The 25113-nt window shown below is 70.4% G+C and carries 20 protein-coding genes; 7 read left to right on the top strand and 13 right to left on the bottom strand.

Annotation, left to right across the window (positions count from 1 at the left end):
- Window positions 1–3 precede the first annotated feature (3 nt).
- The 4 genes from AC1MBE_RS14675 to AC1MBE_RS14660 all read right to left on the bottom strand — a co-directional run bounded on the left by AC1MBE_RS14675 (window position 4) and on the right by AC1MBE_RS14660 (window position 4422).
- A complete protein-coding gene (locus AC1MBE_RS14675) occupies window positions 4–966 on the bottom strand; it encodes a 4-(cytidine 5'-diphospho)-2-C-methyl-D-erythritol kinase (RefSeq protein ID WP_479779234.1) in 963 nt (320 codons plus the stop codon).
- A gap of 58 nt (window positions 967–1024) precedes the next feature.
- Complete coding sequence (gene rsmA / locus AC1MBE_RS14670; RefSeq protein ID WP_479779233.1) at window positions 1025–1936, bottom strand: 16S rRNA (adenine(1518)-N(6)/adenine(1519)-N(6))-dimethyltransferase RsmA; 912 nt, start codon at window positions 1934–1936, stop codon at window positions 1025–1027.
- Window positions 1937–2021: 85 nt separating this feature from the next.
- The gene (locus AC1MBE_RS14665) at window positions 2022–3221 is read right to left on the bottom strand and encodes a ubiquitin-like domain-containing protein (RefSeq protein ID WP_479779232.1); all 1200 of its coding nucleotides are present in this window, start codon (window positions 3219–3221) and stop codon (window positions 2022–2024) included.
- Window positions 3222–3504: 283 nt separating this feature from the next.
- Window positions 3505–4422 carry a TatD family hydrolase gene (locus AC1MBE_RS14660; RefSeq protein ID WP_479779231.1) on the bottom strand — a complete coding sequence of 306 codons (918 nt, stop codon included), beginning with the start codon at window positions 4420–4422 and terminating at the stop codon, window positions 3505–3507.
- Between the two features lie 161 nt (window positions 4423–4583).
- Here AC1MBE_RS14660 and AC1MBE_RS14655 point away from each other — a divergent pair, with 161 nt between their 5' ends.
- Genes AC1MBE_RS14655 through AC1MBE_RS14645 form a run of 3 tightly spaced genes read left to right on the top strand, consistent with a single transcriptional unit; the run spans window position 4584 to window position 9628 of the window.
- Window positions 4584–5711: an AAA family ATPase gene (locus tag AC1MBE_RS14655; protein WP_479779230.1), complete on the top strand. Its 1128-nt coding sequence runs from the start codon at window positions 4584–4586 to the stop codon at window positions 5709–5711.
- A 15-nt stretch (window positions 5712–5726) separates the two neighbouring features.
- Window positions 5727–7127 (top strand): DUF58 domain-containing protein, encoded by a 1401-nt coding sequence (locus AC1MBE_RS14650; RefSeq protein WP_479779229.1) that lies wholly within the window; start codon window positions 5727–5729, stop codon window positions 7125–7127.
- Window positions 7124–9628 carry a transglutaminase TgpA family protein gene (locus AC1MBE_RS14645; protein ID WP_479779228.1) on the top strand — a complete coding sequence of 835 codons (2505 nt, stop codon included), beginning with the start codon at window positions 7124–7126 and terminating at the stop codon, window positions 9626–9628. The genes AC1MBE_RS14650 and AC1MBE_RS14645 overlap by 4 nt, the downstream gene beginning before the upstream one ends.
- On the opposite strand, the gene AC1MBE_RS14640 is transcribed toward AC1MBE_RS14645, so the two are convergent.
- Window positions 9625–11124, bottom strand: coding sequence for an NAD-dependent succinate-semialdehyde dehydrogenase (locus AC1MBE_RS14640; protein WP_479779227.1), 1500 nt, complete (start codon window positions 11122–11124; stop codon window positions 9625–9627). The genes AC1MBE_RS14645 and AC1MBE_RS14640 overlap by 4 nt on opposite strands.
- A gap of 189 nt (window positions 11125–11313) precedes the next feature.
- Window positions 11314–12246 carry a 16S rRNA (cytidine(1402)-2'-O)-methyltransferase gene (gene rsmI / locus AC1MBE_RS14635; RefSeq protein ID WP_479779226.1) on the bottom strand — a complete coding sequence of 311 codons (933 nt, stop codon included), beginning with the start codon at window positions 12244–12246 and terminating at the stop codon, window positions 11314–11316.
- Window positions 12247–12302: 56 nt separating this feature from the next.
- On the opposite strand from rsmI, the gene AC1MBE_RS14630 reads away from it, so the two are divergent.
- Window positions 12303–14057, top strand: coding sequence for a dolichyl-phosphate-mannose--protein mannosyltransferase (locus tag AC1MBE_RS14630; RefSeq protein WP_479779225.1), 1755 nt, complete (start codon window positions 12303–12305; stop codon window positions 14055–14057).
- Window positions 14058–14118: 61 nt separating this feature from the next.
- Entirely contained in the window at window positions 14119–15948 is a 1830-nt protein-coding gene (locus AC1MBE_RS14625) for an AMP-dependent synthetase/ligase (protein ID WP_479779224.1), read from the top strand.
- A gap of 87 nt (window positions 15949–16035) precedes the next feature.
- Here AC1MBE_RS14625 and AC1MBE_RS14620 read toward each other — a convergent pair whose 3' ends face one another.
- Both AC1MBE_RS14620 and AC1MBE_RS14615 read right to left on the bottom strand, forming a co-directional pair.
- The gene (locus AC1MBE_RS14620) at window positions 16036–17286 is read right to left on the bottom strand and encodes a TIGR01906 family membrane protein (protein WP_479779223.1); all 1251 of its coding nucleotides are present in this window, start codon (window positions 17284–17286) and stop codon (window positions 16036–16038) included.
- A 125-nt stretch (window positions 17287–17411) separates the two neighbouring features.
- Window positions 17412–18404 carry a stage II sporulation protein M gene (locus AC1MBE_RS14615; RefSeq protein WP_479779222.1) on the bottom strand — a complete coding sequence of 331 codons (993 nt, stop codon included), beginning with the start codon at window positions 18402–18404 and terminating at the stop codon, window positions 17412–17414.
- A gap of 82 nt (window positions 18405–18486) precedes the next feature.
- Here AC1MBE_RS14615 and AC1MBE_RS14610 point away from each other — a divergent pair, with 82 nt between their 5' ends.
- Window positions 18487–19293, top strand: coding sequence for an RDD family protein (locus AC1MBE_RS14610; RefSeq protein WP_479779221.1), 807 nt, complete (start codon window positions 18487–18489; stop codon window positions 19291–19293).
- A gap of 42 nt (window positions 19294–19335) precedes the next feature.
- Here the strand turns inward: AC1MBE_RS14610 and AC1MBE_RS14605 are convergent, their stop codons facing one another.
- The 5 genes from AC1MBE_RS14605 to AC1MBE_RS14585 all read right to left on the bottom strand — a co-directional run bounded on the left by AC1MBE_RS14605 (window position 19336) and on the right by AC1MBE_RS14585 (window position 24366).
- A complete protein-coding gene (locus tag AC1MBE_RS14605; RefSeq protein ID WP_479779220.1) occupies window positions 19336–20598 on the bottom strand; it encodes a L,D-transpeptidase in 1263 nt (420 codons plus the stop codon).
- A gap of 58 nt (window positions 20599–20656) precedes the next feature.
- A complete protein-coding gene (locus tag AC1MBE_RS14600; RefSeq protein ID WP_479782633.1) occupies window positions 20657–21880 on the bottom strand; it encodes a L,D-transpeptidase in 1224 nt (407 codons plus the stop codon).
- A gap of 142 nt (window positions 21881–22022) precedes the next feature.
- A complete protein-coding gene (ahcY, locus tag AC1MBE_RS14595) occupies window positions 22023–23510 on the bottom strand; it encodes an adenosylhomocysteinase (RefSeq protein WP_479779219.1) in 1488 nt (495 codons plus the stop codon).
- Window positions 23511–23645: 135 nt separating this feature from the next.
- The gene (locus AC1MBE_RS14590) at window positions 23646–23894 is read right to left on the bottom strand and encodes a hypothetical protein (RefSeq protein ID WP_479779218.1); all 249 of its coding nucleotides are present in this window, start codon (window positions 23892–23894) and stop codon (window positions 23646–23648) included.
- An 82-nt stretch (window positions 23895–23976) separates the two neighbouring features.
- Window positions 23977–24366 (bottom strand): DUF3499 domain-containing protein, encoded by a 390-nt coding sequence (locus AC1MBE_RS14585; RefSeq protein WP_479779217.1) that lies wholly within the window; start codon window positions 24364–24366, stop codon window positions 23977–23979.
- Between the two features lie 209 nt (window positions 24367–24575).
- Here AC1MBE_RS14585 and AC1MBE_RS14580 point away from each other — a divergent pair, with 209 nt between their 5' ends.
- Window positions 24576–25076 carry a metallopeptidase family protein gene (locus AC1MBE_RS14580; protein WP_479779216.1) on the top strand — a complete coding sequence of 167 codons (501 nt, stop codon included), beginning with the start codon at window positions 24576–24578 and terminating at the stop codon, window positions 25074–25076.
- Window positions 25077–25113: the final 37 nt, after the last annotated feature.

Below are 25113 nucleotides of genomic sequence, written 5' to 3'. Positions count from 1 at the left end.
CTCTTAAAGGAGCGTATCGGAGATGATGCGTGCGCCGTGCACCGGGCCGTGGACCGCCAGGGCGTCGAGGCCGTGGTGGCGCAGGTCGTCAGCGAGTCCTTCGGCAGCGGCGGGGCTGTGCGCCAGGAGTGCCACGGTGGGACCGGAGCCGGAGACGATTCCCGCGATCGCGCCGCAGGATTCGCCCAGCCCCAGGACGTCGCGCAGCCCGGGTGCCAGCTCGATCGAGGCGCGCTGCAGGTCGTTGACCAGGACCCGGCTGAGCGCGTCGGCGTCGCCGCTGCGGAGGGCGGCGAGGACGCGGGGATCGACGGCGGTGGGCGCCTCGACCTCCACCCCTTCGTCCGCGCGCAGCCGGTCGAGGGTTTTGTAGACCTCCGGGGTGGGCAGGCCGAAGTCCGCGGTGACGAGCACCCAGTCCGTCTGCGCCTTGACCAGCGCCGGGGAGAGTTCGTCGCCCAGGCCCAGTCCGACGGCGGTCCCTCCCAGCAGGGAGAACGGCACGTCGGCCCCGAGCTCGGCAGCGAGGTGAGCCAGTTCGTCCCGCGAGAGTCCGCTGTTCCACAGCGCGTCGCAGGCCAGCAGGGTGGCCGCGGCGTCGGCCGAGCCGCCGCCCATGCCCCCGGCGACGGGAACCCGCTTGGTGATTTCGAGGTGGACGCCGGTGGAGTGCTCGGAGACGTCGGCCATGATGGCCGCGGCCTTGTACGCCAGGTTGCGCTCGTCGAGCGGGATGTCCACGCCGTCCAGGTCCAGGGTGCTGGCCGGGCTGATGCTGACCGTTATCCCGCCGGTGTCCGTGCTGGTGGCGGCGACCTCTTCATACAGGGACACGGCCAGGTACACGCTCGCCACCGAGTGGTAGCCGTCCGCGCGCAGCGGTCCGACATCCAGTGAGACGTTTACTTTGCCGGGTGCCTTGACCCGGACAGTCCTCGCGGAAAAGCGCCCTCTCACTGCGTTCATGGCTCCACGCTATGGCATGGCGGGCTGTGGCTCCAAGCAGGCACCGCGGCAGTCCCGGTCAGGAAGCGGGCTGGGCGTGCGCTTCGGCAATGCGGGCGAAGGCGGCGACATCAAGCACTTCGCCCCGTGCGGTGGGGTCGACCCCGGCGGCCCGGAGGCAGCGTTCGGCTTCGGCAGCGCTGCCGGCCCAGCCGGCCAGCGCGGCCCGGAGGGTCTTGCGCCGCTGTGCGAAGGCCGCGTCGATCACGGCGAAGACCTCTTCCCGGGTGGCCGTGGTGGCCGGCGGTTCCCGGCGGGTGAAGGCGACGAGTCCGGAGTGGATCTTGGGTGCCGGCCAGAAGACGTTCATTCCGATCACTCCGGCCTTGCGCATGCCGCTGTACCAGGCAGCCTTGACGGACGGGACGCCGTAGGTCTTGGAGCCCGGGGGCGCCGCGAGCCGGTCGGCGACCTCGTCCTGGACCATGACCAGGCCGTGGCGCAGGCTCGGGAAGTGCTGCAGCAGGTGCAGGACCACGGGCACCGCCACGTTGTAGGGAAGGTTGGCCACCAGCGCTGTCGGCTGCACCGGAAGCTCGGTCACCTTCATGGCGTCGGCAAGGACCAGGTGGAAGTCCGCGACGGCGTCGGGCCGCCACCGGGCGACGGTGGCGGGGAGCCTGCCGGCGAGGACCGGGTCGATCTCGACGGCGACGACCGACTTGGCAGCGTCCAGCAGGCCCAGGGTCAGCGAGCCGAGGCCCGGGCCGACCTCCAGGACCGTCTCCTCCGCGCCGATGTCCGCGGCGGCGACGATCCGCCGGATGGTGTTGCCGTCGATGACGAAATTCTGGCCCAGCGTCTTGGTGGGGCGGACCCCGATTTCCTCGGCCAGCCTGCGGATGTCGGTGGCGCCCAGAAGCTGCGCCGGGGCGCCGGAGGGCAGATTTCCGGCAGGCTCGGCAGGGGCGGAGGGGGTCGGTTCAGTCACCTAGGTATCCTATCCCGCGGCGGCAACGGCGAAGGCCGGCCCCGGATCCGGGACCGGCCTTGATGTGTTCCGCCGTGGTGGGGTGTCAGCTGGAGGCTGCCCAACCGCAACCCCAGGGCTGCAGGCCGCGCTGCGCGTACACCCGGTTGGCGACGGCGATCTGCTGGGCCTTGCTGGCCTGGCTGGCGTTCGGTGCGTACGCGCCGCCGCCGGAACCGAGCCAGGTCTGGACGTCGAACTGGAGTCCGCCGTAGTAGCCGTTGCCGGAGTTGATGGACCAGTTGCCGCCGGACTCGCACTGCGCGATCTTGTCCCACATGGCTTCGTTCATCATCGCCGGGGCAGCGGCCCCGGTGTTGCCGCCGGTGCTGGCCGCTGCGCTGGCGGCCGACTCCACCTTGGGCTTTTCCTTGGTGCCGATGCTGACCTTCTCGGTGACCGGCTCGCGGGTGACTTTCTGGGCCACGAGCGTCTTCGAGGCGATACGGCCGTCCACGAGGACCAGCTTAAAGCTCTTGCTGATGGTGCCGGCAACACCGGCCTGAACGACCTTCTGCTCGCCCTTGGGCAGGGCGGCGTCCTCGGCGGTCAGCGTCTCGAACGGGACGGCTTCGGTGGTGGCCGCGGTCTTGGTCACGTCGACGCGGGAGACCTTGACCACCATGTTGTTCACGACCGGGGCGTTGCCGGGCTGCGAGGTGCGGTCGCTGGCGCCGAGTTTGACGCCGGCGTCGGCGAGGAGACCGGCGACTGTTGCCGCGGTCGTGGTGGTTTTGCTGGCCTTGCCGTCCGCCACGAGCGTGACGGCCTTCGGCGTCGTGATGCTAACGAAGGAGCCGGAGACGGCCAGCTGGGCGTCCTTGGGAACCGAAATCTCCGAGGCGGGGGCGACGCCGAGTTCGGTCACGAGCCCTTCGACGGTCGGGGAGGTGGTGTTAATGGTCCGCTCCGCGCCGTCCAGGTTGACTTTGACGGCCTTGGCGAGGTTCACCTTGATGACGGATCCGTCCTGCACATGCGACTCAGCCGAGGGCGACACCTTGTCCGCGGCCTGCAGCTCCACCTTGGCGCCGCGGACCACCTGGCCGACGGTGCCGCCGAAAGTCTGGACGGAGCTCACTTTTCCGTCGACGTTGAGGGTGACCGTCTTGTTGTTGCCAACAAAGGCGACCAGGCCCAGCACGAGTGCCACGAGCACCACCAGCTGCGCACCGACCTTGACGAAGCTGAACTTGCCATCCGATGTGAAGAACTTGACCACGATTGCCCATATCTTTCGGACCATCCGGGCACGGGGAAAAGCGCGCACGTTTCCCCGGCGCAAACACCCCCAAAGGGCCGTTCCGGAACAGGTCCGGATATTTGCGGAAAACGCGGGCACCGCCACACTTCCAAACGAGAGCGCACACGTGGATCCTTTGCCACGGTGCGCGCCCTGAGGTAGTGAAATTATCCGAAGGCCTTCCCCGACCCCGGCTAATAGTTGACCACTGTAACCGTAGCGTTATAAACCAACCAAGAATTTGTGCATACCCCGTATGTTGCCAGAGTGACGCCGGATGTGGGTTTTAGTCCCAGGATCCGTATGCCTGCACGGTATTTTCGGCCAGCTGGGTGCACAGCGCGGAGAGCTCGGCGCCTGTCAATTCGGCCATGGCCCGGACCGTGTACGGGACCATGTAACTGGCGTTCGGCCTCCCCCGGTGCGGGTGCGGGGTGAGGAACGGGGCGTCGGTCTCGACCAGGATCCGCGCCGGGTCGGCAATGGCCAGTGCCGCGCGCAGGTTCGCCGCGTTTTTGAAGGTCACCGTGCCCGCGAAAGACATGTACCAGCCCGCACTGTTGCAGATCCGGGCGAGCTCCTCGCCGCCCGAGAAGCAGTGGAACACCACACGCTCCGGGGCGCCCTCCTCGCGGAGCACCTGCACCACGTCATCGTGGGCGTCGCGGTCGTGGATCTGCAGCGTCAGGCCGAGCCGTTTGGCGATATCGATGTGGCGGCGGAACGAGTACCGCTGATGGGCCAGCCCCTCCCCCTCGGTGCGGAAGAAATCCAGTCCGGTCTCGCCGATGGCACGGATCCGCGGGTGCGCCGCCAGCGCTTCGATCTCCGCCAGCGCTTCTTCCAGCTCGCCGCGGGCGGCGTAGGCCGGGGCGTCGTTGGGGTGCAGCGCGACGGCGCCCAGCAGCCGGGCATCCTGGTCCACCGCCTGCACGGTGAAACGGGACGACTCCAGGTCACACCCCACCTGCACGGCTCCCCGGACCCCGACGGCCTCCGCGGCGTCGAGGGCGTCCTTGATGCTGACCGCCGTCCCGGCGTCCGGAAAGTCCAGGTGGGTGTGGTTGTCCATCACCGGGACGGGCAGTGGCTCCGGGGCCGGCGGATACGGCTTCCGGCCGGACGGGCCGGTCTTGGACGAAGCGCCGCCGCTTCCGTCGCTGCCGGTCTCGCGGAAGGGGGCGGGAGTCAGCGGGTCGCACATCCTTCCAGCCTAGCCGCGGCCCGGACGCAGAATTACCCCGGAACTCTCTGTCTGCTTTGTCAGTTGTGTTAGTACGCTGATACCAAGACAGGCGTGCACCAGAGGCGGGACCGGCTTTCCTGCCGCTCCGCCCGGGCCGCACCAGGGCTGAAAGGCTGCCGATGGACTACCACCGACGCACCTCCGTGGACGAAGCACTGCCCGAGCCGCACGACCTCCCGGCGCGAGCCGGTGTGACAGGGGCAGGTGAGACACGGGCCGCCGCGGTGGGATCAGGCGCGCGCAAACACGGGGCCGCACTGCCCGGGCCGATGGAGGCCGCGGCCTTCCACGCCGCCAGCGAGCGCATCCTGCGCGCCATCAACACCGTGATCGACGGAAAGGCCGAAGCGGCCAAACTGGCCCTCACCGTGCTGCTCGCCCAGGGCCACCTGCTCCTCGAGGACGTCCCGGGGGTCGGCAAGACCCTGCTGGCCAAGACCCTGGCGCGCACCATCGACTGCTCGGTCAGCCGGATCCAGTTCACCCCGGACCTGCTGCCCTCCGACGTGACGGGCGTGTCCATCTACAACCAGGCCTCCCGGATGTTCGAGTTCCGGCCCGGCGCGGTCTTCGCGAACATTGTGATCGGCGACGAGATCAACCGCGCCTCGGCCAAGACCCAGTCCGCCCTGCTGGAATGCATGGAGGAACACCAGGTCACGGTGGACGGGAACTCCTACCAGCTGGACGAACCCTTCATGGTGGTGGCGACGCAGAATCCGATCGAAATGGAGGGCACCTATCCGCTCCCGGAAGCGCAGCGCGACCGCTTTATGGCCCGGATCTCGATGGGCTACCCGGACCGGGACGCCGAGATGGAGATGCTCGAGACCCACCAGGCCACGTCCCCGCTGACCCGGGTCACGGCCGTGGTCAGCGCGGACGAGGTGGCCGCCATGATTGCCACCGTCCAGCAGGTGTACGTTTCCCGCTCGATCAAGGAATACACCGTGGCCCTGGGCCGTGCCACCCGGGAGAGCGCCCTGCTGCGGCTGGGCGCGAGCCCCCGGTCCATGCTGCAGCTGCTCCGCGCGGCGAAGGCCACCGCCGCCCTGGAGGGCCGGGACTTCGTGCTGCCGGACGACGTCGTGAGCGTCGCCGAATCGGTGCTGGCGCACCGGATCATCCTGGACCGCAAGGCCGCCAGCACCGGGGAGACCCCGCAAAGCGTGATCCGCTCCATCCTGGCGAAGGTGCCGGTGGGCCAGGACGCGGCACGGCCCTCGACCCAGCCCACCGGACGCTAGGGGGCTGACGCGGCCGTGGCGTTGCTGGACCTGTTCCCGAGGCACATCTTCAGCTCCCGCGGCTGGGGCCTGCTGGGGGCCGGCGTGTTCTCGCTGCTGGCCGCGCAGGTGATGGGACGCCGCGACCTGCTGGCGCTGGCGCTCCTGCTGCTGGTCCTGCCGCTGTTGTCCCTCGCCGGGACCCGTGTGCTCAAGCCCCGGTTCCGGGTCTACCGCGAATTCAGCCCGGCCCCGGTGGAGACTTCGGCCACGACAACAGTCCGGCTGGCGGTGGCCCGCACCGGGCCCGGATCCGGCCAGGCCCTGATGGAGGAGCAACTGCCGGACCGGTTCGGACACTCCCCGGTGTTCCGCTTCCCGGCGCGGACCGCCGCCGCGGGGACCAGCCGCTACGAATACCAGCTGCGGAGCGCCAAACGCGGCCAGTTCCTGATCGGGCCGGTCACCGCCGAATTCAGCGACCCCTTCGGGCTCTCCGTCCACCGCCACGCGATCGACGACGGCGACCTGCTCACGGTGACCCCGGCCGCCGTCGAGCTCCCGGTGACCGGTCTGGCCGGCGCACGCGGCAGCGACGGCGTCACCGCGACCCGGATCCGCGCCAACCCCAGCGACGACGACATCATGACCCGCGAATACCGGCACGGCGATCCGATGCGCCGGGTGCACTGGGCGGCAACGGCCCGCCACGGCGCCCTGATGGTGCGGCAAGAGGAATCCGTCACCACGCCGGAGGCCACGATCATCCTGGACCAGCGGTTCCACGCCTACGCCCAGGGCGCCGGGTACGTTTCCGGCGGAACCGCGGACGGCCACGAGCTGGTCACCAGCGACACCTTCGAATGGGCCGTCACCGCCGCCATGTCCATCAGCACCCACCTCGGTGAACGCAACTACGCGTTGCGCTGCCTGGACCCCGCCGGCGGGCCCGCCTTCCTGAATTCGCCTTCGGCGCCGGAACCGGACGCGGACGAGTTCACCGGGGCCGGCGGCCTGCAGTCCATAGCCGAGAGCCTCGCCGCCATCGCGCTCAGCGGTCCCCGGCACGCCTCGTCCGACGCCGGGCCGCAGCCTTTCGACGACCGGCTGATGGACAAGCTCTCCGCGCACCGGCTGCGCGGGCCCATCCTTGCCATCCTCGGGCGCCTCACGCCGGCGGAGGCCCGGGCGCTGGCGCCGGCGGCAGGCTTCGGCGCGAATGCCTTCGCCTTGCTGGTCACCGACCGTCCGTCCGACGCCGGCCCCGTCCTGGAAATCCTGCGCCGCGGGGGCTGGCGCGCGGCGGCCGTCACCGCGGCCACCCCGCTGCCGGCCGCCTGGGCAGCCTTCGACCAGGGCGGCGCCGCCGGGCTGCAGGCTGCCGCCGGCCTGGAGGCTGCCGCCGAGGTCCGGCGCGCCGCGGGAGGCCGGCGATGACCCTGACACCGCAGCGCAGCATGGCCCCGGAAGCGTCCGCGCCCGGCCCCGGAACGCCGCCCGCCCCCGGCGGCGGCGCGGGCCGGACCGGGGCCGGCGTCGAACCCTGGGCCATGGGGGTCGCAGTCCCGCTGGCCGTCTCCGGCGCGGCGCTGGGCCTCAACGGTGTGCTGCGCGGCTGGGCCTGGTACCCGTCAGTGCTGACCACGGTGTTCACCGTCGCGCTGGCCATGGCAGGGCTCCGGGCCCTGCGGCTGCGCGGTATCCTGGTCGGCGCCGGCGGCTTCGCGGCACTGGCCCTGGTCCTCACCTCGACGTTCTTCCGGCAGCACAGCATCGCCGGTTTCATCCCGTCCGCGGACACCATGGCCCAGCTGCAGCGCTACCTCCGGCGGGCCAGCGAGACGGTGCTGGCCGAGAGCTCCCCGGTGGCGCCGAACGCCGGGATCGTGCTGCTGGTCTGCGGGGTGCTCGGCCTGGTGGTCATCCTGGTCGACGCCCTCGCCGTCCCGCTCGCCCTGCCGGCAACCAGCGGCCTCGGCGTCCTGGCCGTCCTGGTGGTGCCGGCCATGGTGAAGCCACAGAGCGTCGGCTGGCTGGGGTTCGCCGGGGCCGCGGCAGGCTACCTGATGATCCTGGCCTGCAGCCACTGGTTCCATCCGGCCTCCCGGACCCGGATGGACACGGCACGCAACCCCGGCCAGCTCAAGCGCGCCACCCTCACCGGAGCCATGGCGCTGGCCCTGACGCTGCTGTTCCAGCTGGTCATCCCGGGCTTCGACCAGGGCACCTTCCCGCAGGGATCCCGGCTGAATCCCTGGGGCCCGGCCAGCGGCCTGAACCCGATGATCAGCCTCGGCAACAACCTGCGCAGCCCCACGGGAGACGGGCGGATCACCTACGCCACCAGCGCCGCCCAGGCGCCGTATCTCCGCTCCGTCACTGTGGACAGCTTCGACGGCGACGCATGGTCCCCGGATGACCGTGACTCCAGCCGGCAGCCCGGCACCGGACGGATCGACCCGGGTCCCGAGTCCAACGTCGAGGAACAGCTCCGGGTGGTCACGGCCGTGAACGCCGGCCAGTTCACCAGCCCCTACCTGCCGGTCCCCTACGCGCCCCAGGCGGTGAACGGCCTGACCGGCCGGTGGAGCTGGGATCCGGCAACGCTGAGCATCAAGGGCCTGGACACCAACTCCCGCAACCAGCAGTATGTGGTGACATCGGTTGCCCCCAAGCTGACCCGGGCGGTGCTGGCGGACTCCCCGGACCGGGCGCAGGGGGTGCCGGACACCTTCACCCGGACCCCCGCCAACGTTCCGCAGATCGTGCGGCAGACCGCCGAGAGCGTCACCGCGGGAAGCAGCAGCAACTACGCCAAGGCCATGGCAATCCAGAATTACCTGCGCTCCGCGGAGTTCAGCTACTCGCTCCAGTCCCCCGTGCAGGGCGGCTACGACGGCAACGGGTTGTCCGTGCTCGCGGACTTCCTGGCCCAGAAGAGCGGCTACTGCATCCATTTCTCCTCGGCGATGGCCGTGATGGCGCGGCTGGAGGGGATTCCCAGCCGGATCGCCGTCGGCTACGCCCCGGGCCGCGCCACCGGGGCCACCGTGTCGATCGCCGGCCAGGGGGCGCTGCCCGAGTACGAGGTCGACGCCCGCGACGCGCATGCCTGGCCCGAACTCTACTTCCAGGGGGTGGGCTGGGTGGCTTTCGAGCCGACACCCTCCCGAGGCGTGGTGCCGGCCTACGCCACGGAGCCGGCGGCGCCCAGCGGGGCCAGCACCAACGAAAACAACGACGGTCTGGTCCCTGAGGATGACCCCAAGCCCACGTCGGCCCCCGCGCCGGCCCCGCTGCCGGCGCCCGCCGCCGCGGGCGAGGACGGCACCGGCAACCCGCTGCCGGCCCTGCTGTACAGCGCCGGCGGGCTGCTGCTGGTCCTGCTGCTGGTGGCGGCCCCGGCCCTGCTCCGCGGCGGCGTCCGGCGGCGGCGGCTCAAGGCGTCCGACACCGGCGCGGCGGGGTCCGCGGGCCCGGCCTGGGACGAACTGCGGGACCTCGCCACGGACTTCCGGGTCCCGCCGCACAGCAGCGAAACACCGCGGCACTTTTCGGCGCGGCTGCGCGGTTCAGCGGCGCTGGGCGCAGCGGGCGGGGTGGACGCCCCGGCCCACGCTGCCGTGGACGCCCTGACCGGCGACTACGAACGCCAACAGTACGGCCGCCCGGACACGGACTCCCCCGCCGGTGCCCCACGGCCCGGCGGCGCCCCCGCGGACAGGATCGCAGCGGTGCAGGACGCGTTGCGGGCGCATGCGTCATGGCGGACACGGCTGCGCGCCACCTGGCTGCCGCCCTCGCTGACGGCCCGCTGGCGGCGCCGGGTGCCGACGCCGCGCGCCACGGCCCTGCAGCCCGGGAAGGGTACCGGGCACGGCGCCGCGCGGTCCTGGTCCAGGCTCCGCGGCGCCGTGCGCCGGCTGCGCCGGAACTAGCCGGCGTAGGGGTCGGCGATGCCGATGTACTGGGTGTAGAGGTACTCTTCGATGCCTTCGAGGCCGCCCTCGCGGCCCAGGCCGGACTGCTTGACGCCGCCAAACGGCGCGGCCGCGTTGGACACGACGCCGGCGTTCAGGCCCAGCATGCCGGTTTCCAGGCGTTCGCCCATCCGGATGCCCCGGTTCAGGTCCCTGGTGAAGACGTAGGCCACCAGGCCGTACTCGGTGTTGTTCGCGAGCCGGACGGCCTCGTCCTCGGTGTCGAAGGTGATGATCGGGGCGACGGGTCCGAAGATTTCCTCGGTCAGGATCCGGGTGCCCTCGGTAACGCCCTTGAGGATCGTGGGCTGGTAGAAGTAGCCCGGACCCTCGACGGCGGAGCCACCCAGCACCGTGACGGCGCCCGCGGAGACCGCGTCGGTCACCAGCTCATGGACCTTGTCGCGGCTCTTCGCGTCGATCAGCGGGCCCACCTTGGAGTCCGCCTCGGTGCCGCGGGCCGTGGTCATGTCCTTCATCTTCGCGGCGAATTTCTCCGCGAACTCGTCCGCCACGGACTCATGCACAATGAACCGGTTCGCCGCGGTGCAGGCCTCGCCCATGTTCCGCAGCTTCGCCAGCATCGCCCCGGCCACGGCGGCGTCGACGTCGGCGTCCTCGAACACCACGAAGGGCGCGTTGCCGCCCAGCTCCATCGAGGTCCGCAGCACGGTCTCGGAAGCGTCCGCGAGCAGCCGCCGGCCGACCTCGGTGGAGCCGGTGAAGGAGAGCTTGCGCAGCCGGGAGTCCTTGATCAGCGGCCCGGTGGTGGCACCGGCGGTGGAGGTGGGGATCAGGTTCAGCACGCCGGCGGGCAGGCCGGCCTCGAGCATCACGGCGGCGAAGAGCTGCGAGGTCAGCGGGGTCAGGTTCGCGGACTTGAGCACCATGGTGCAGCCGGCCGCCACGGCCGGGGCGACCTTGCGGGTGGCCATGGCCAGCGGGAAGTTCCACGGCGTGATCAGCAGGCAGGGCCCCACCGGCTTCTTCGTCACCAGGAGCCGGGACTTGCCGTCCGGGGACACCGAGTAGCGCCCGAACGCGCGGACGGCCTCCTCGGAGAACCAGCGCAGGAACTCGGCGCCGTAGGTGACTTCACCGCGGGCCTCGGCCAGCGGCTTGCCCATTTCGAGGGTCATCAGCAGCGCGAAGTCCTCGGCCCGTTCGGTGACGAGTTCGAAGGCGCGGCGCAGGATCTCACCGCGTTCCCGCGGCGGGACCTTGGCCCAGGACTCCTGCGCGGCGGCGGCGGCGTCCAGGGCGGCGGCGCCGTCCTCGGGGCCGGCGTCGGCGAGGCTCAGCAGCACCTTGCCGGTGGCGGGATCCTCGACGTCGAACGTCTTGCCGGACGCGGCCGGGCGCCACTGCCCGTCAATCAGCAGGCCTGTCGGCACGGTGGCCAGCAGTGCGGCCTCACGCTCCGCGGTAACGGTGGGCTGGGCAGTTACAGTCACAATGACTCCCTCGTCGGCAATGGGTTGGAAAAAATCGATGATCGGCGCCCGCGCCGTCGTGCGCCGCGGGGCTGGACTACTGCCACGGTACTGCCGGATTCTCCGGAGTGTCTACGCTTGCGCGCACTAGCCCCCGCGGGTTGTGCTGTGCAGCTGCACAAGGGCGATCCGCGTCCCGCCGGGACCGGGTCAGCGCGCGGCGAGGACCGCCGAATACAGTTCGCGCTTGCTGACCCTGGCGTCCTCCGCGACAGCGGCGACGGCTTCCTTGAGCCGGATGCCCTGCGCGATCAGCGCATTCACGGCAGCGACCTGATCCTCCGGTTTGCCGGGCTCCCGTTCCGGCGCGCCGCCCACGACGACGGCGATCTCGCCCCGGACCTCGTTCGCTTCGGTCCATTCGAGGAGTTCACGCAGGGTTCCGCGGATCACCTCCTCGTAGGTCTTGGTCAGCTCCCGGCAGACGGCCGCGCGGCGGTCTGCGCCGAAGCGATCGTGCAGCGCGCGGAGCATGGGCTCCAGCCGGTGCGGCGCCTCGAAGAACACCATGGTGCGCCGTTCGGCGTCGAGGTCCGCGAGCCGGGAGGCCCGTTCGCCGGCTTTGCGCGGCAGGAATCCCTCGAAGCAGAAGCGGTCGGTCGGCAGGCCGGAGAGGGCGAGCGCGGTCAGCACGGCCGAGGGGCCGGGGACGGCGGTGACAGTGAGACCGGCGGCGACGGCGCCCTCCACCAGGCGGAAGCCAGGGTCCGAGACCGAGGGCATGCCGGCGTCGGTCACCATGACCAGCGTTTTCCCGGACCGCACCTGGTCCAGGAGCTCGCCGGTCTTGGCCGCCTCGTTGTGCTCGTGGTAGCTGATCACCCGGCCGGCCACGGTGATGCCGAGGCTTTGGACCAGCCGGTGCAGCCGCCGGGTGTCCTCGGCGGCGACGATGTCCGCCGTCTCCAGCAGTCCGATCAACCGGGCGGAGGCGTCCCCGACGTTGCCGATCGGGGTGGCGGCCAGCACAATCCGGCCCGGACCGGCGGCCGTCCCCGCTGCCGGAGCCGCGTCGGCCGCTGCCGCGGCGGCGGCGGACGGGGCCGGTGAAGTACTCGGTGACGTGCGCTGTTCTGGATCCACCCCACCAGCCTACTGCCGGGCGCGCGGGACCGACGATCACGGCCGCGAAAGGTAGCATGGGCAACGTGACGCAGACCCCCATGCGGCCTGCCGAGGCCGGTTCAGCCGCATCGGTGCCCGCCGATGCCAGCCCGGACAACCCCCGCCCCGCCGGCAGGCCGGACCCTGCCGGTGCCGGGCGCAACCTTGAGGGGCACCGCTGGATCAGCCGCCCCGGGGAGGCGTTCACCGCCGGGGCGCTCACGGAGCGGCTGGTCGGCAATCTCCGCAGCTGGCGGGACTATCCGCCGTCGCTGCGGCTCTGGTTCTGGCTGATCCCCGCCCTCACCGCGCTGCTGGGCGGCATCCTGCGCTTCGTCCGGCTGGATTCCCCGCACAACCTGGTGTTCGACGAAACCTACTACGTCAAGGACGGGTACTCCTTCCTGGTCAGCGGCTACGAGCGTGCCTGGCCGGACAAAGCCAACGACTCCTTCATCGCAGGCAACCCCGGGGTGCTGCTGGACAGCCCGGAGTACGTGGTCCACCCGCCCGTCGGCAAGTGGATGATCGCCGCCGGCATGTGGCTCTTCGGCCCCGAAAGCTCCTTCGGCTGGCGCTTCGGGGCGGCCCTGACAGGCACCCTCTCCATCTTCCTGCTCGCCCTGATCGCCCAGAAGCTCTTCCGCTCACTCACCCTGGGCGCCCTGGCCGGCGTGTTGCTGGCGGTGGACGGGCACCACCTCGTGATGTCCCGCACCTCGCTGCTGGACATCTTCCTGATGTTCTGGATCCTGGCCGCCTTCGGTGCCCTGCTGATGGACCGCGACGACGGCCGGCGCCGGCTCGCGGCCAGGCTCGGCAGGCAGGCCGCGGCCTCCGCGGACGGCCGGCCCTCCCGGCTGCAGCTCGCCGCCGGGCCGTGGCTGGGCATCCGCTGGTGGCGGCTGGCCGCCGGCGTCTGCCTCGGCCTGGCCGTCGGGACCAAATGGTCCGCCCTGTTCTTCCTGGCCGGCTTCGGGCTGATGACGGTGCTGTGGGACCTGAGCGCACGCCGGATCGCCGGCGTCCACGGCTGGATCACCGGCGGCATCCTCAAGGACGGCATCGGCGCCTTCCTGAGCATCGTCCCGGTCGCCGGCCTGGTCTACCTGGCCACCTGGGCCGGCTGGTTCCGCTCCAACAACGCGTACTTCCGGCACTGGGCCGAGACCAACCCCTCGGCGGGCTGGGGCTGGCTGCCCGATTCGCTCCGCTCGCTGGCCCACTACCACCTTGAGGCCTACAAGTTCCATCAGGGCCTGAGCGCCGAACACCCCTACGAGGCGAGCGCCTGGAGCTGGCTCGTGATGGGCCGCCCCACCTCCTTCTTCTACGAATCGTCCAAGCAGGGCACCGCCGGCTGTGAGCTGCCCAGCTGCACGTCGGCCATCCTCTCGGTCGGCAACCCGCTGATCTGGTGGAGCGCGGCGGCCTGCCTGGGCGTCCTGCTCTTCTGGTGGGCCGGCCGCCGCGACTGGCGGGCCGGGGCCATCCTGGCCGGCGTGGCCGCCGGCTACCTGCCCTGGTTCATGTACCCGGAACGCACCATGTTCTTCTTCTACGCGGTGTCTTTCGAACCGTTCCTGGTGCTCGCCCTGGTGTACTGCCTGGGGCTGGTCCTGGGCCGGCGCAGCGACCCGCTCTGGCGGCGCCGCTCCGGCCTCTACCTCGTCGCGTTGTTCGTCGTCGCGGCCGTACTGCTCTCGGCTTTCTTCTACCCGGTCTGGACCGCGGAGCTGATTTCGTACCAGGACTGGCGGCTGCGGATGTGGATGCCGTCCTGGATCTAGGGCAGGATGACTAGCGGAGCCCGCGTCCGCCGGGCCGCGGACCGGAACGGGAGACATGGTTGTGAGAGAAGCTAGCACCGCACTGCTCGTCGAGCTGGACCCGGCGAGCAACGTGACGGACCTGCTGCTGGAGCAGCACGACAAGGACCCGGTGCACGCCCTCTACTCCCGCAAGGGGCCGTCCGGCTGGACCGACATTCCGGCCCGGCAGTTCCTGGATGCGGTCAAGGCCCTGGCCAAGGGCCTGATCGCCGGCGGCCTCACTCCGGGTGAGACGGTCGCCGTCATGTCCGCCACCCGCTACGAATGGACCGTGGTGGACTTCGCCATCTGGTTCGCCGGCGGTGTCACCGTCCCCATCTACGAGACCTCCTCCGCCAGCCAGGTCGAATGGATCCTGCACGACTCCGGCGCCCGCCGCGTCTTCGTCGAAGACCAGGTGAAGGCCACGCTGGTCCAGGGCGTCCTGGACGGCTCCGGCCTGCTCGCGGGCCGGCTGCTCGGCGTCGTCAGGATGGACTACGACGGCGCCGCCCCGAACCTCGCCAGCCTCGCGGCGGCCGGCGCCGGGGTCACTGACGCCGAACTGGAGCGGCAGCGCTCCGCGGCCGGCCTGGCCGACGTCGCTTCGCTGGTCTACACCTCCGGCACCACCGGACGGCCCAAGGGCTGCGAAATCACGCACGGCAACTTCGCCCTCGTCGCGAAGAACATCGTCCTGTTCCTGCCCGAAATCCTGCTCCAGGAACACACCCGCACGCTGATGTTCCTCCCGCTGGCCCACGTGCTGGCCCGCGCCGTCCAGGTGATCTGCCTGAGCGCCGGGACCACGCTGGGCCACACCTCCAACGCCAAGGAACTGCTGGAGGATCTTGGCACCTTCCAGCCCACCTTCCTGCTGGTGGTGCCCAGGATCTTTGAGAAGGTCTACGCCGGAGCCGAGCACAAGGCGGCGCTGGCCGGCAAGGAACGTCTCTTCGGGGCGGCCGCCGCCGTCGCGATCGACTACTCCAAAGCCCTTGATGCCGCGGCCCGCGGCGGGGGCGCCGGTCCCGGCTGGATGCTGCGTGCCAAGCACGCCGTCTTCGACCGGCTGCTGTACCCGAAACTGCGGCAGGCGTTCGGCGGCAGCCTGGGCTACACCGTCTCCGGGGCGAGCCCGCTCAGTTCCCATGACGCGCACTTCTTCCGCGGCGCCGGCGTCCCGGTCCTTGAAGGCTACGGCCTGACGGAGACCACAGCGCCGTGCACGGCCAACACCCCGACCCGCACCAAGGTAGGCACCGTGGGCATCCCGGTGCCGGGCACCACCATCAGGATTGCTGACGACGGCGAGATCCTGGTCAAGGGCATCGGCGTTTTCAAGGGCTACCACGCCAACGCGGCGGCCAACGCCGAGGCGTTTGTGGACGGGTTCTTCCGCACCGGCGACCTTGGCGCCCTCGACGCGGACGGGTTCCTCACCATCACCGGGCGGAAGAAAGACCTGCTGGTCACCGCGGGCGGGAAGAACGTGGCGCCCGGACCGCTGGAGGAGAAGATCCGCGAACACCAGCTGGTGGCGCAGGCCGTGGTGGTCGGTGACGGGCGGCCGTTTGTGTCGGCGCTGGTCAACCTGGACCCGGAAGGCCTGGAGAACTGGTGCGCCGCGCAGCGTGTTCCCGTTATGGGGACCGCCGAGGCGGCGTCCAACGATCAGGTCCGCACGGCCATCCAGGCAGCCGTTGACGCGGCCAATACGCTGGTGTCCAAAGCCGAGTCGATCCGCAGCTTCGTGGTGCTCGACGCCGACTTTACCGTCGAATCCGGGCATCTGACACCGTCCCTGAAGCTCAAGCGCTCCGCCGTCGTGCGCGATTTCGAGGCACAGATCAACCGGATTTACGGCTAGGGTCTTTGGCCACCAGGCGGCGCACACAAAAGCGGCCGGCACCGTAGTGCCGGCCGCTTTGTTGTGCCGTGGTTCGTTCCGGTCCTGCTAGCTGCGGTCCTGCTGCTTCTGCTCCAGCTTCTGCTCGAGCGTCGGGTCCTGCGCCCGGTCCTGCGCCGCGCCGGACCCGGCGTCCGCATCGCTGCCGGCCGGGCTGTCCGCGGCGCCGTTCCGGCTGCGCTTGAAGCGGCGGCCCCTCGGCCCGGCCGCGTCCGCGGCGCTGCCGGAGTGGTCCGCTGCGCTGCCCGCGGGGTCTGCGGCGTCCGACGCTTCAGACCCGTCCGCGGCGGCCGCAGCAGCACTCCGCCGGGGCGGCAGCCCGCGGCGTTTGCGGGTCGGCCAGGTGAGGACCAGGGTGAGGAGGGCGGCCAGGAGGACGAGCGCGCCGATCACAATCCCGGCGTCCACCCAGAACTGGCCGGGGAACAGTCGGATCAGCGTGTCCTCCAGGGAAAAGGTCCAGGTGCCGTTGGCGAAGAAGATCCGGTGGAACTCGGTGAAGAACTGCTCCCAGCCCAGCACCGCGAGCACACCGAGGCCGACGATGATCACCAGGGTGACGATCGAACCGGCGAACAGCCCGCGGCGGACTCCCCCGGTGCTGCGGCGGCGCAGGTAGAGGATGGCAACCAGGCTGAGCAGGATCAGCAGGGCGCCGGCGCCGAAGGCGGACAGAATAACGAGCTTGACGTCGGCCATGTGGCTGACTTCGCCTTGCTTGAACAGCGGTTCCCCGGCACGGTTGACGAGCTCCCCGAGGTACCGCGGACCGGACCAGTTGCTCAGGTAGTCGACCGCGTAGGAACCGTAGGTCATCCGGTCGTCGGTGCTGAAGCCGTAGCCGTCCCCCGGGAAGCCCGGGCGGTTGTACTCGACCCAGAGGAACAGCGGGCTGGTCACGGCGCGGACCGCGAGGACCAGCAGGATGACCGGGTAGCAGACCGCGAGCAGGACCTGCATTACCCGGGGCGCCACGGGCTTGGCGTTGGCGGCATGTTCCCGCTCGGCGTTGCGCCGTTCCACCTCCTCCTGCGGCGGCCGGACCTGCAGCGCCGAGGTGGGCAGCGACTCGCTGAAGTGTTCCGCTGCCGGCCCGTCGGTTGTGGCTGCTGTGGCTCCGGCGGATGCGCCCGCACTGCTGGCTGCGCCGGCGTCGGCGGCCTTCCGCTCGGCGCGGCGGCCCTGGCGTTCGCCCGCGGCGGCCGGCTTCATCCACTCGAAAGCGGGCTCGCCGGCGTCATCGGCAGGGTCCAGGTCCGGATCCTGCCGATTCGGAGGGGTGGGACTTTTTTCCGTCACTGCAGCTTCGCTTCCGTAGGTTTCCGCGCCGCCGTGCCTTGGGCCAGGCAGCGCCACATCTCTGACTCCGAGCCTACCGTCAGGGCCTCAACCCCGGCGAGGTGCCACCCCGTGGCCCGTCCGATTCAGGCGGAAATTTCGGTGTATCCGGCATCCCGGCTGTCCAGGTCCCCGCTGGCGCCGGCACGGTATGCCCGGCCGCCGAACCTCAGGACATAGGCCCAGTAGGCGGCGAGGACCGCGGCACCGATGCTGATCTTGGCCCAGACCGGAAGACCGCTGGGTGTCACGAAGCCTTCGACCACGCCCGAAACCAGCAGCACCAGGACCAGCCCCAGGGCCACCGTGATGAGCGAGCGGCCCTCCGCGGCGAGCGCCTGCGAGCGTCGGCGCGGGCCGGGAGCCACCACGGCCCAGAAGATCCGCAGCCCCGCCGCGCCGGCCACAAAAACGGCCGTCAGTTCCATCAGGCCGTGCGGCAGGATGTAGCTGAAGAACACGTCAAGTTTCCCGGCACCGGCGAAGACCCCGGCGGCGACGCCGACACCCTGGGCGTTGCCGATCAGGACCATCGGGACCCAGAAGCCCGTGATACCCAGGGCCACGGCCTGCGCGGCGATCCAGGCGTTGTTGGTCCACACCAGGCCGGCGAGGGACGCGGCGGGGTTCTCGGAGTAATAGTTGACGAAGTCCTGCTCCACGTAGCGGCGGACCGCGGCGTCGGAGCCCAGGGCGCGCAGGGCCTCCGGGGAGTTGCCGATCCAGACGGCGTAGGCGGCGGCGACCAGGCAGAACGCGAGCCCGCAGCAAAGCGTCAGCCAGCGGATCCGGTACAGGGCGGCGGGCAGCGCGATGACGAAAAACTGGGCAAGGTCCTCCATGAAGTTGGACCGCGCCCCGGTGAACCGGGTCCGGGCCTGGGCCAGGCTGGCCGAGAGCGCCGCGGACAGGCCGCTCTCGGGCGCCACGGAGCGCAGCAGCGAGAGGTCCGCCGACGCGCCCTGGTAGAGCCGGAGCAGCTCGTCCGCGTCGGCGCCGCTGAGCCTGCGCTGGTGCGCCAGCGCGTGCAGCCGCGCCCACTTGTCCCCGTTCACCAGGGAGAACGCCTCGATGTCCACGGCACCACCCTAGCCCCACTCCCCGACCGGCGGCGGATGATGGTTAGACTGTGCCTCACTGGCACGGAAGCGGGGGTCCGGTTTGAGTTCCATCATCACAGGCGAGGCCGTCGTCCTTGAGCTGCGTCCGGCGTCGTTCGCCGCCCGGGCGCTGGGCCTGCTGGTGGATGTCCTGGTGCACGGCGCCGCCCTGTGGGGCCTTCTCACGGTGGTCGGCGCCGCCGCCCCCGAGCTGGACGGCGCTGCGCTGGGCGCCCTGGTCACCGTCGCCGTCGTCTTCTGTTTTGTTGTCCTGCCCGTCACGGTGGAGACGCTCAGCCGCGGCCTGTCCCTGGGCAAGCTGGCCGCCGGGCTGCGGATTGTGCGCGACGACGGCGGGGCCATCCGCTTCCGGCACGCCCTGATCCGGGGCCTGATCGGGTTCCTCGAAATTTACGCGACGGTGGGCGGCCTGGCGGTCGCCGTGGCGCTGTTCAACGGAAAGTCCAAGCGGCTCGGCGACCTGGTGGCCGGCACCTACTCGCTGCGGCGCCGGGTGCGGGCCGAGGCGCCGGTGTTGCACAGCGTCCCGTTCCAGCTGCAGCCCTGGGTGGCGATGGCGGATATCGGCCGGATCCCGGACGCCGCGGCCCGCCGCGCCGCGCTCTTTCTCCGCCAGGCCGGCCGGATGGCGCCCGCTTCGAGGGCGGGGATGGCGCAATCGCTGGCCGGCGAGCTGGCGGCGCACGTCGCTCCCCCGCCGCCGGCCGGAACCGGACCGGAGGAGTACCTGGCGGCGGCGCTCGGCGAGCGGAGCCGCCGCGAACTGGATCGGCTGCGGCTCACCCGGGAACGCAGTACCAGGCTCGGCGTCCGGCTGGGCCGGCTGCCGCACCAGCGGGAGCCCTGACGGCGGAACCGGGGCCCGGGGCCCTAGTCAGCGTTGGGTTGCTCAGCGCTGGGCGTACTGCGCCCACGGGATGTTCCAGTCGCCGAAGCCTTCCAGCGGCTCCACCGGCGCCGCGCCGGTGTTCAGGGTCTGCACAATGTCGCCGGTTTTCATGTTGCTGAAGAACCACTGGGCGTCCGCCGGGAGCAGCCCGACGCAGCCGTGCGAGACGTTGAACCTGCCCACCGCACCCCATGCGGACTCCAGCGCCTGGTGCACGTAGACGCCCGACGTCGTCAGCCGGTTGGCGTATTCCACCGTCAGCGGCGGGTAGTAGCCCTTGTCGCCGGGTTTGAGGCCGATGCTGCCGGCGTTGAATTTGGAACGGCGCTCCTGCTCCATGATGACCGCGTAGCCGGAGGGCGAGAGCCAGTCCTCGCCGCCGAGGGTGACCGGCGCGGTTTTGACCAGCCGCCCGTCAAAGTAGACCTTCATGGTCTTCGTGAGGTCGTCCACGACGGCGATGCGCTGCGGGCCCACCGTAAAGGACACCGGAACATTGGAGTTGCCGACCATGCCGTTGCCGAAGTCGACGCCGAACAGTCTCAGGTCCACGGTGATCCGGCTGTTGGCCGCCCAGAACTTGGCCGGCCGGATCCGCACCCGGCGGTCCGAGTACCAGCGCCAGGCGACGGCCTGGCCCGAGGAAACCTTGACCTTGACGGCCTTCTCCATGGCCGCCTTGTTGAGCACCGGCTCGCTGAAGACGATCTCGACGGGCTGCCCGGCGCCGATCGTGCTGCCGTTGATCGGATAGACGGCGGCGTCTGCCTCGTTGGCCGTGCCGACCGTCGTGAAGCTTCGCTCCTGCTTCGTCTCCCGGCCGGCTCCGTCAACAATCGTGAAGCTGTAGCGGTACCGGGTGTTGAACGCGAGGGGGTCTCCGGCGGTCCAGGTGGAACCGTCCGCACTGAGGGTCCCGGCAACGGGGCCGCCGCCGGCGTCGGGCTCCAGCCGCACGTCCTTGACCACCCCGTTGACGGCCTTGACCGAGGGCAGGGCGGCCGGGTTGACGTCCGTGGCGCCGTCCAGCGGCGTCACCCCGAGTTCGACGGCTTTCGCCACGGGCGCGGCCAGGCCCGGGACGTTGCGCATCGGCGACGCCGACTCCGAGGGCAGGTCGCTGTCCGCCCAGACCGGGCCGGTGGCAACGCCGATCCCGCCGGCGCCGATGGCAAGGCAGATCCCGGCCACGGCCAGCATTTTCCCGGTGCTCTTTTTGGTGCTCTTCCCGGCGTTCCTACCGGGGCCAGTGCCGGTGCTCATCGTCTCGTCCATCCGGTGTCCCCCAAAGTCCTTCCCCCAACCACAATTCTCCGCGGCTTTAGTTGGCGTACTTCGCCCAGGGGATGTTCCAGTCCCCGTAGCCGTCGTCGTTGGCCGCGTAGTCCCCGTCGGTGTTGACCACCTGGACCACGTCGCCGGTCGTCATGTTGTCGAAAACCCATTTGGCGCCGGCCGGGCCCAGCCCGATGCAGCCATGGGAGAGGTTCACCTTGCCGATGTAGGGCATGGCGGACTCGGTCGCCTGGTGGATGAACTCGCCGCTGGTCGTCAGGCGGGTCGCGTAATTGACGTCGAGTTGCCCGTAGTAGGCCGGGTCGCCCGGCTTCAGCCCGATGGTGGAGGCGTCCATGTGCTCCACCCGGTACTTTTCCATCAGGACGAGGTAGCCGCGCGCCGACGGGAAACGGGTGTCGCCCAGCGTCGCCGGCCAGCTGCCGACCTGGCGGCCGTTGACCGAGGCCGTGAAGGTGTGCGCCTTGGCGTCGGCGATGGCGACCTTCTTGTCGCCGATGTGCACCGTGACTTTCTTGTTAAAGTTGCCGATCTGGCCCTTGCCGAGGTCGACGCCGAAGAGCTTGATGTCCATGGTGACGGTGCTGTTGGCCGCCCAGAAGTTCTGCGGCCGGTACCGGACCATGGTGTTGCTGTACCAGTGGAACTCGCCGGCCTGCCCCGAAGTGGAGCTGACCTTAATCGCTCTTTCGACGGCGGCGCGGTTCAGCACCGGTTCGCTGAAGGTGAGTTGGAGCGGTTGCGCGACGCCGACCTTCATGCCGTCCAGCGGATAGATGGCCGCATCCGCCTCGTTGGCGGTGCTCACCGTCGTGAAGCTGCGGGTGGCGTCCGTGCTGCGTCCCGCACCGTCGACCACGGAGTAGCTGTAGGTGTAGCGAGTGTTGAACTGCAGCGGCCCGGCGGCGGCCCAGCTGGAACCGTCGGTGCTGAGCTTTCCGTCCACGGCGTCACCCGAATCGCTGGTGAGCGCGGCTCGCTCGATCCGGCCGTTGCCCACCTTCAGGGTGACCGGGGCGGCGGGGTTGACCTGGACGGCCGCGTCGGCGGGCGCGGCGGCGAGCTGCAGCGGCGGCACGACCGGGAAGGCCAGCCCCTGGGTGGACCGCTCCGGCGAACCGGCTTCGGACGCAAAGGAAGGGTGGGCCAGGGGTCCTGCCGCGGCGAACACTCCGCCGCCGGCCGCCAGCGCGCACGCCGCCGCCAGTACGGCGGCCTTCCGGCCGGTGCTCCAGGTCTTGGGTGCGATCACAATACTCGGGTCCTTCCAGACGTTACCTTGACAGCATAAGTGAATTTCCGGTGCGGCCTGCCTTGGCCAGCGCCACGATACGGTCACAAAAGAGGCCCCGGACGCACGGTCCGGGGCCCCTATGCAGCTGGGGTGGCGCCTAGTAGCGGTAGTGCTCCGGCTTGTAAGGGCCGGCGACGTCGAGATCCAGGTAGGCGGCCTGTTCCTTGGTCAGCTCCGTCAGTTCCGCGCCAAGGGCGTCAAGGTGCAGCCGGGCGACCTTCTCGTCGAGGATCTTCGGCAGCACGTAAACCTGCTTCTCGTACTCCCGCTCCCCCTCCGGCTGGCCCGCCTTGGTGAACAGTTCGATCTGCGCGATCGTCTGGTTGGCGAAGGAATTGCTCATCACGAAGGAGGGGTGCCCGGTGGCGTTGCCGAGGTTCAGCAGGCGCCCTTCGGACAGGACGATGATGGAGCGGCTGTCCTTGCCCGTCGCGGGATCGGCCTCGAAGACCCACTCGTGCACCTGCGGCTTGATCTCGACCTTCTTGATGCCGGGAATCCGGGCCAGTCCGGCCATATCGATCTCGTTGTCGAAGTGGCCGATGTTGCCCACGATCGCCTTGTCGCGCATCCCGGCCATGTGCTCGGCCATGATGACGTCCTTGTTGCCGGTGGTGGTGATGAAGATGTGGCCTTCTTCCAGGACACTCTCCAGCGTGGCTACCTGGTAGCCGTCCATCGCGGCCTGCAGCGCGCAGATCGGATCGATTTCGGTCACGATCACCCGTGAACCCTGGCCGCGGAACGCCTCCGCGGCGCCCTTGCCGACGTCGCCGTAGCCGCAGACCACGGCGACCTTGCCGCCCATCAGCACATCGGTGGCGCGGTTGATGCCGTCCGGCAGCGAGTGGCGGATGCCGTACTTGTTGTCGAACTTGCTCTTGGTGACGGAGTCGTTGACGTTGATCGCCGGGAACAGCAGCTTGCCCTGCTCCGCGAGCTGGTACAGGCGGTGGACACCCGTGGTGGTCTCCTCGGTCACGCCGAGCAGGCGAGAACCGATCCGGGTCCATTTCTGCGGGTCCTGCTGCAGCGAGGCGCGCAGCACCTCGAGGAAGACGCGGCCTTCCTCGGATTCGTCGTCGCCGGCGGCCGGGACGGCGCCGAGGGCCTCGAATTCGGCGCCCTTGTGCACCAGCATGGTGGCGTCGCCGCCGTCATCGAGGATCATGTTCGGGCCCAGGTCCGGGTTGCTGTCCGCCCCCGGCCAGGTCAGGATCTGCTCGGCCGTCCACCAGTATTCCTCAAGCGTCTCGCCCTTCCAGGCGAACACCGGAACGCCCTGCGGGTCCTCGACGGTGCCCTGGCCGACGACGACGGCGGCGGCCGCCTCGTTCTGGGTGGAAAAGATGTTGCAGGAGGCCCAGCGGACCTCGGCGCCGAGCGCGGTGAGGGTCTCGATCAGCACGGCCGTCTGGACCGTCATGTGCAGGGAACCGGCGATCCGGGCGCCCTTCAGCGGCTGGCTGGCGCCGAATTCCTCGCGCAGGGACATCAGCCCGGGCATCTCGTGCTCGGCGAGGCGGATCTGGTGCCGGCCGGCCTCGGCCAGCGAGATGTCCGCAATTTTGTAATCGAAAGTCATGGGGATCCTTTGTGGTAGCCGGATGTGCTGAAGGGACTGCAAGTGGTTCGGCGCCGCGGCACCTGCCGATGGGCCGGGCCGCGGATTTTCCCGCCGTCGCCCGGCGCCGTGTGCCCGCGCCGGTTCCGGCGGGGGCTATTCCGCCGCGTGGCGGGGCGCGCCGTCGGCCCGGCCGCCGTCGTGCTGGTCGGAGGGGGCCGCGGTGGCCGCGGCCAGCAACTCCGGCGGCAGCAGCAGCGGGATGCCGTCCTCGATCGCGTAACGCGGCTTCTGCCCGTCCGCATCGGGGGTCGCGGCGACGAGTTCGTCGCCCTCCTGCACCAGGGCCGAGCCCGTCACGGGGCAGCGCAGGACAGACAGCAGTTCGGGACTGATCAGTGGCATGGTGAAGGCTCCCTGGGGGCGACGCCGCTGGCGCCGGTGGCGTACGGAAATTTCAGTTCCCAGCCTACCGCCAGTTCGCGGCTCAGGAGGGTTCGCGCAGGACGCGCAGGTGCCCCCGCCGGGTTCCTTCGCCGGCGGCCGGTGCTTCGAGCGCCGGGTGCGCGGCGCGCCGGCCCTGCACGGGCTCCGCCGCTGCGGGCCGCGCCGCGGCTTCGCGGACCGCATTGGCGAGGGCGAGCAGGTCATCGGGCCCGGGACCGGCCGGGGTGGCGGGCATCGCGAGGCGCAGGACTTCCCAGCCCCGCGGCACCGTCAGGGTACCGGCGTGCTGTTCGCAGAGGTCGTAACAATGGGGTTCGGCGTAGGTGGCCAGAGGGCCGAGGACGGCCGTGGAGTCGGCATACACGTACGTCAAAGTGGCTACCGCCGAATTGCGGCAGGCTGACCTTGAACACTGACGAATTGCACCCACGACATCACAGACTACTCCCCCGGGGCAGCGCGTCCGCGCATTGAAACGCCCCACCGGCCCCGCGGCCTGCCCCGCAGGCCGGCTGTCCGCCCCTTTGCCGTGTAACGCCCCTGCACCGGCACGCCCGGCCGGGGCGTCCGGAGGTGCCGACGGCGGGTCGCGGCTGCCGCCATATCGCAGAATTCAGGTGCCGGGTTTAGAGTCAAGGTATGCAGTCATCGCACCATGATCCCGGCTTTACGGTCCGGTTGGCTGACCCCGGCGCCGGCGGCACCGCGCAGGGGAAGGGCTTTCGTCAGCGCCGCAGGAACCGGCACGGCCGTGGCCTGCGCGGCGAGCTGATGCTCCCGACTTTGCCCGGGTACCGGACCCGTTCGGACCGTTTCGATGATTTTGTCCTGGATTCGGCGCAGCGCCTGCACGATATCTGGGGCAAACCGCTGGACGGCGTCCGCTTCGCGGTCGAGGAGATCCCGCCCGGGCTGGAGCAGCTTGTGGCCGACGGCACCCCGGCGCCGATGGGATCCTACGCTCCGGCGACGGCGGAGGACGGTCCCGTGATCACGCTCTACCGCCGGGTGGTGGAACAGGCCTGCGGCAGCCGCGAAGAACTCCAGGACCTCGTGCACGACGTCGTCGTGGAGCGAACGGCCGAGATGCTCGGCGTGCCGCCGGAGTCACTGGACCCGGTGTACCGCCGCCGCTACTAGGCGCCGGCCAGCGGCTAACCCCTGGCCGCTGCCCGGG

The organism is Arthrobacter sp. BG5 (assembly GCF_056680155.1).
This window is presented reverse-complemented; position numbering and strand designations above follow the sequence as displayed.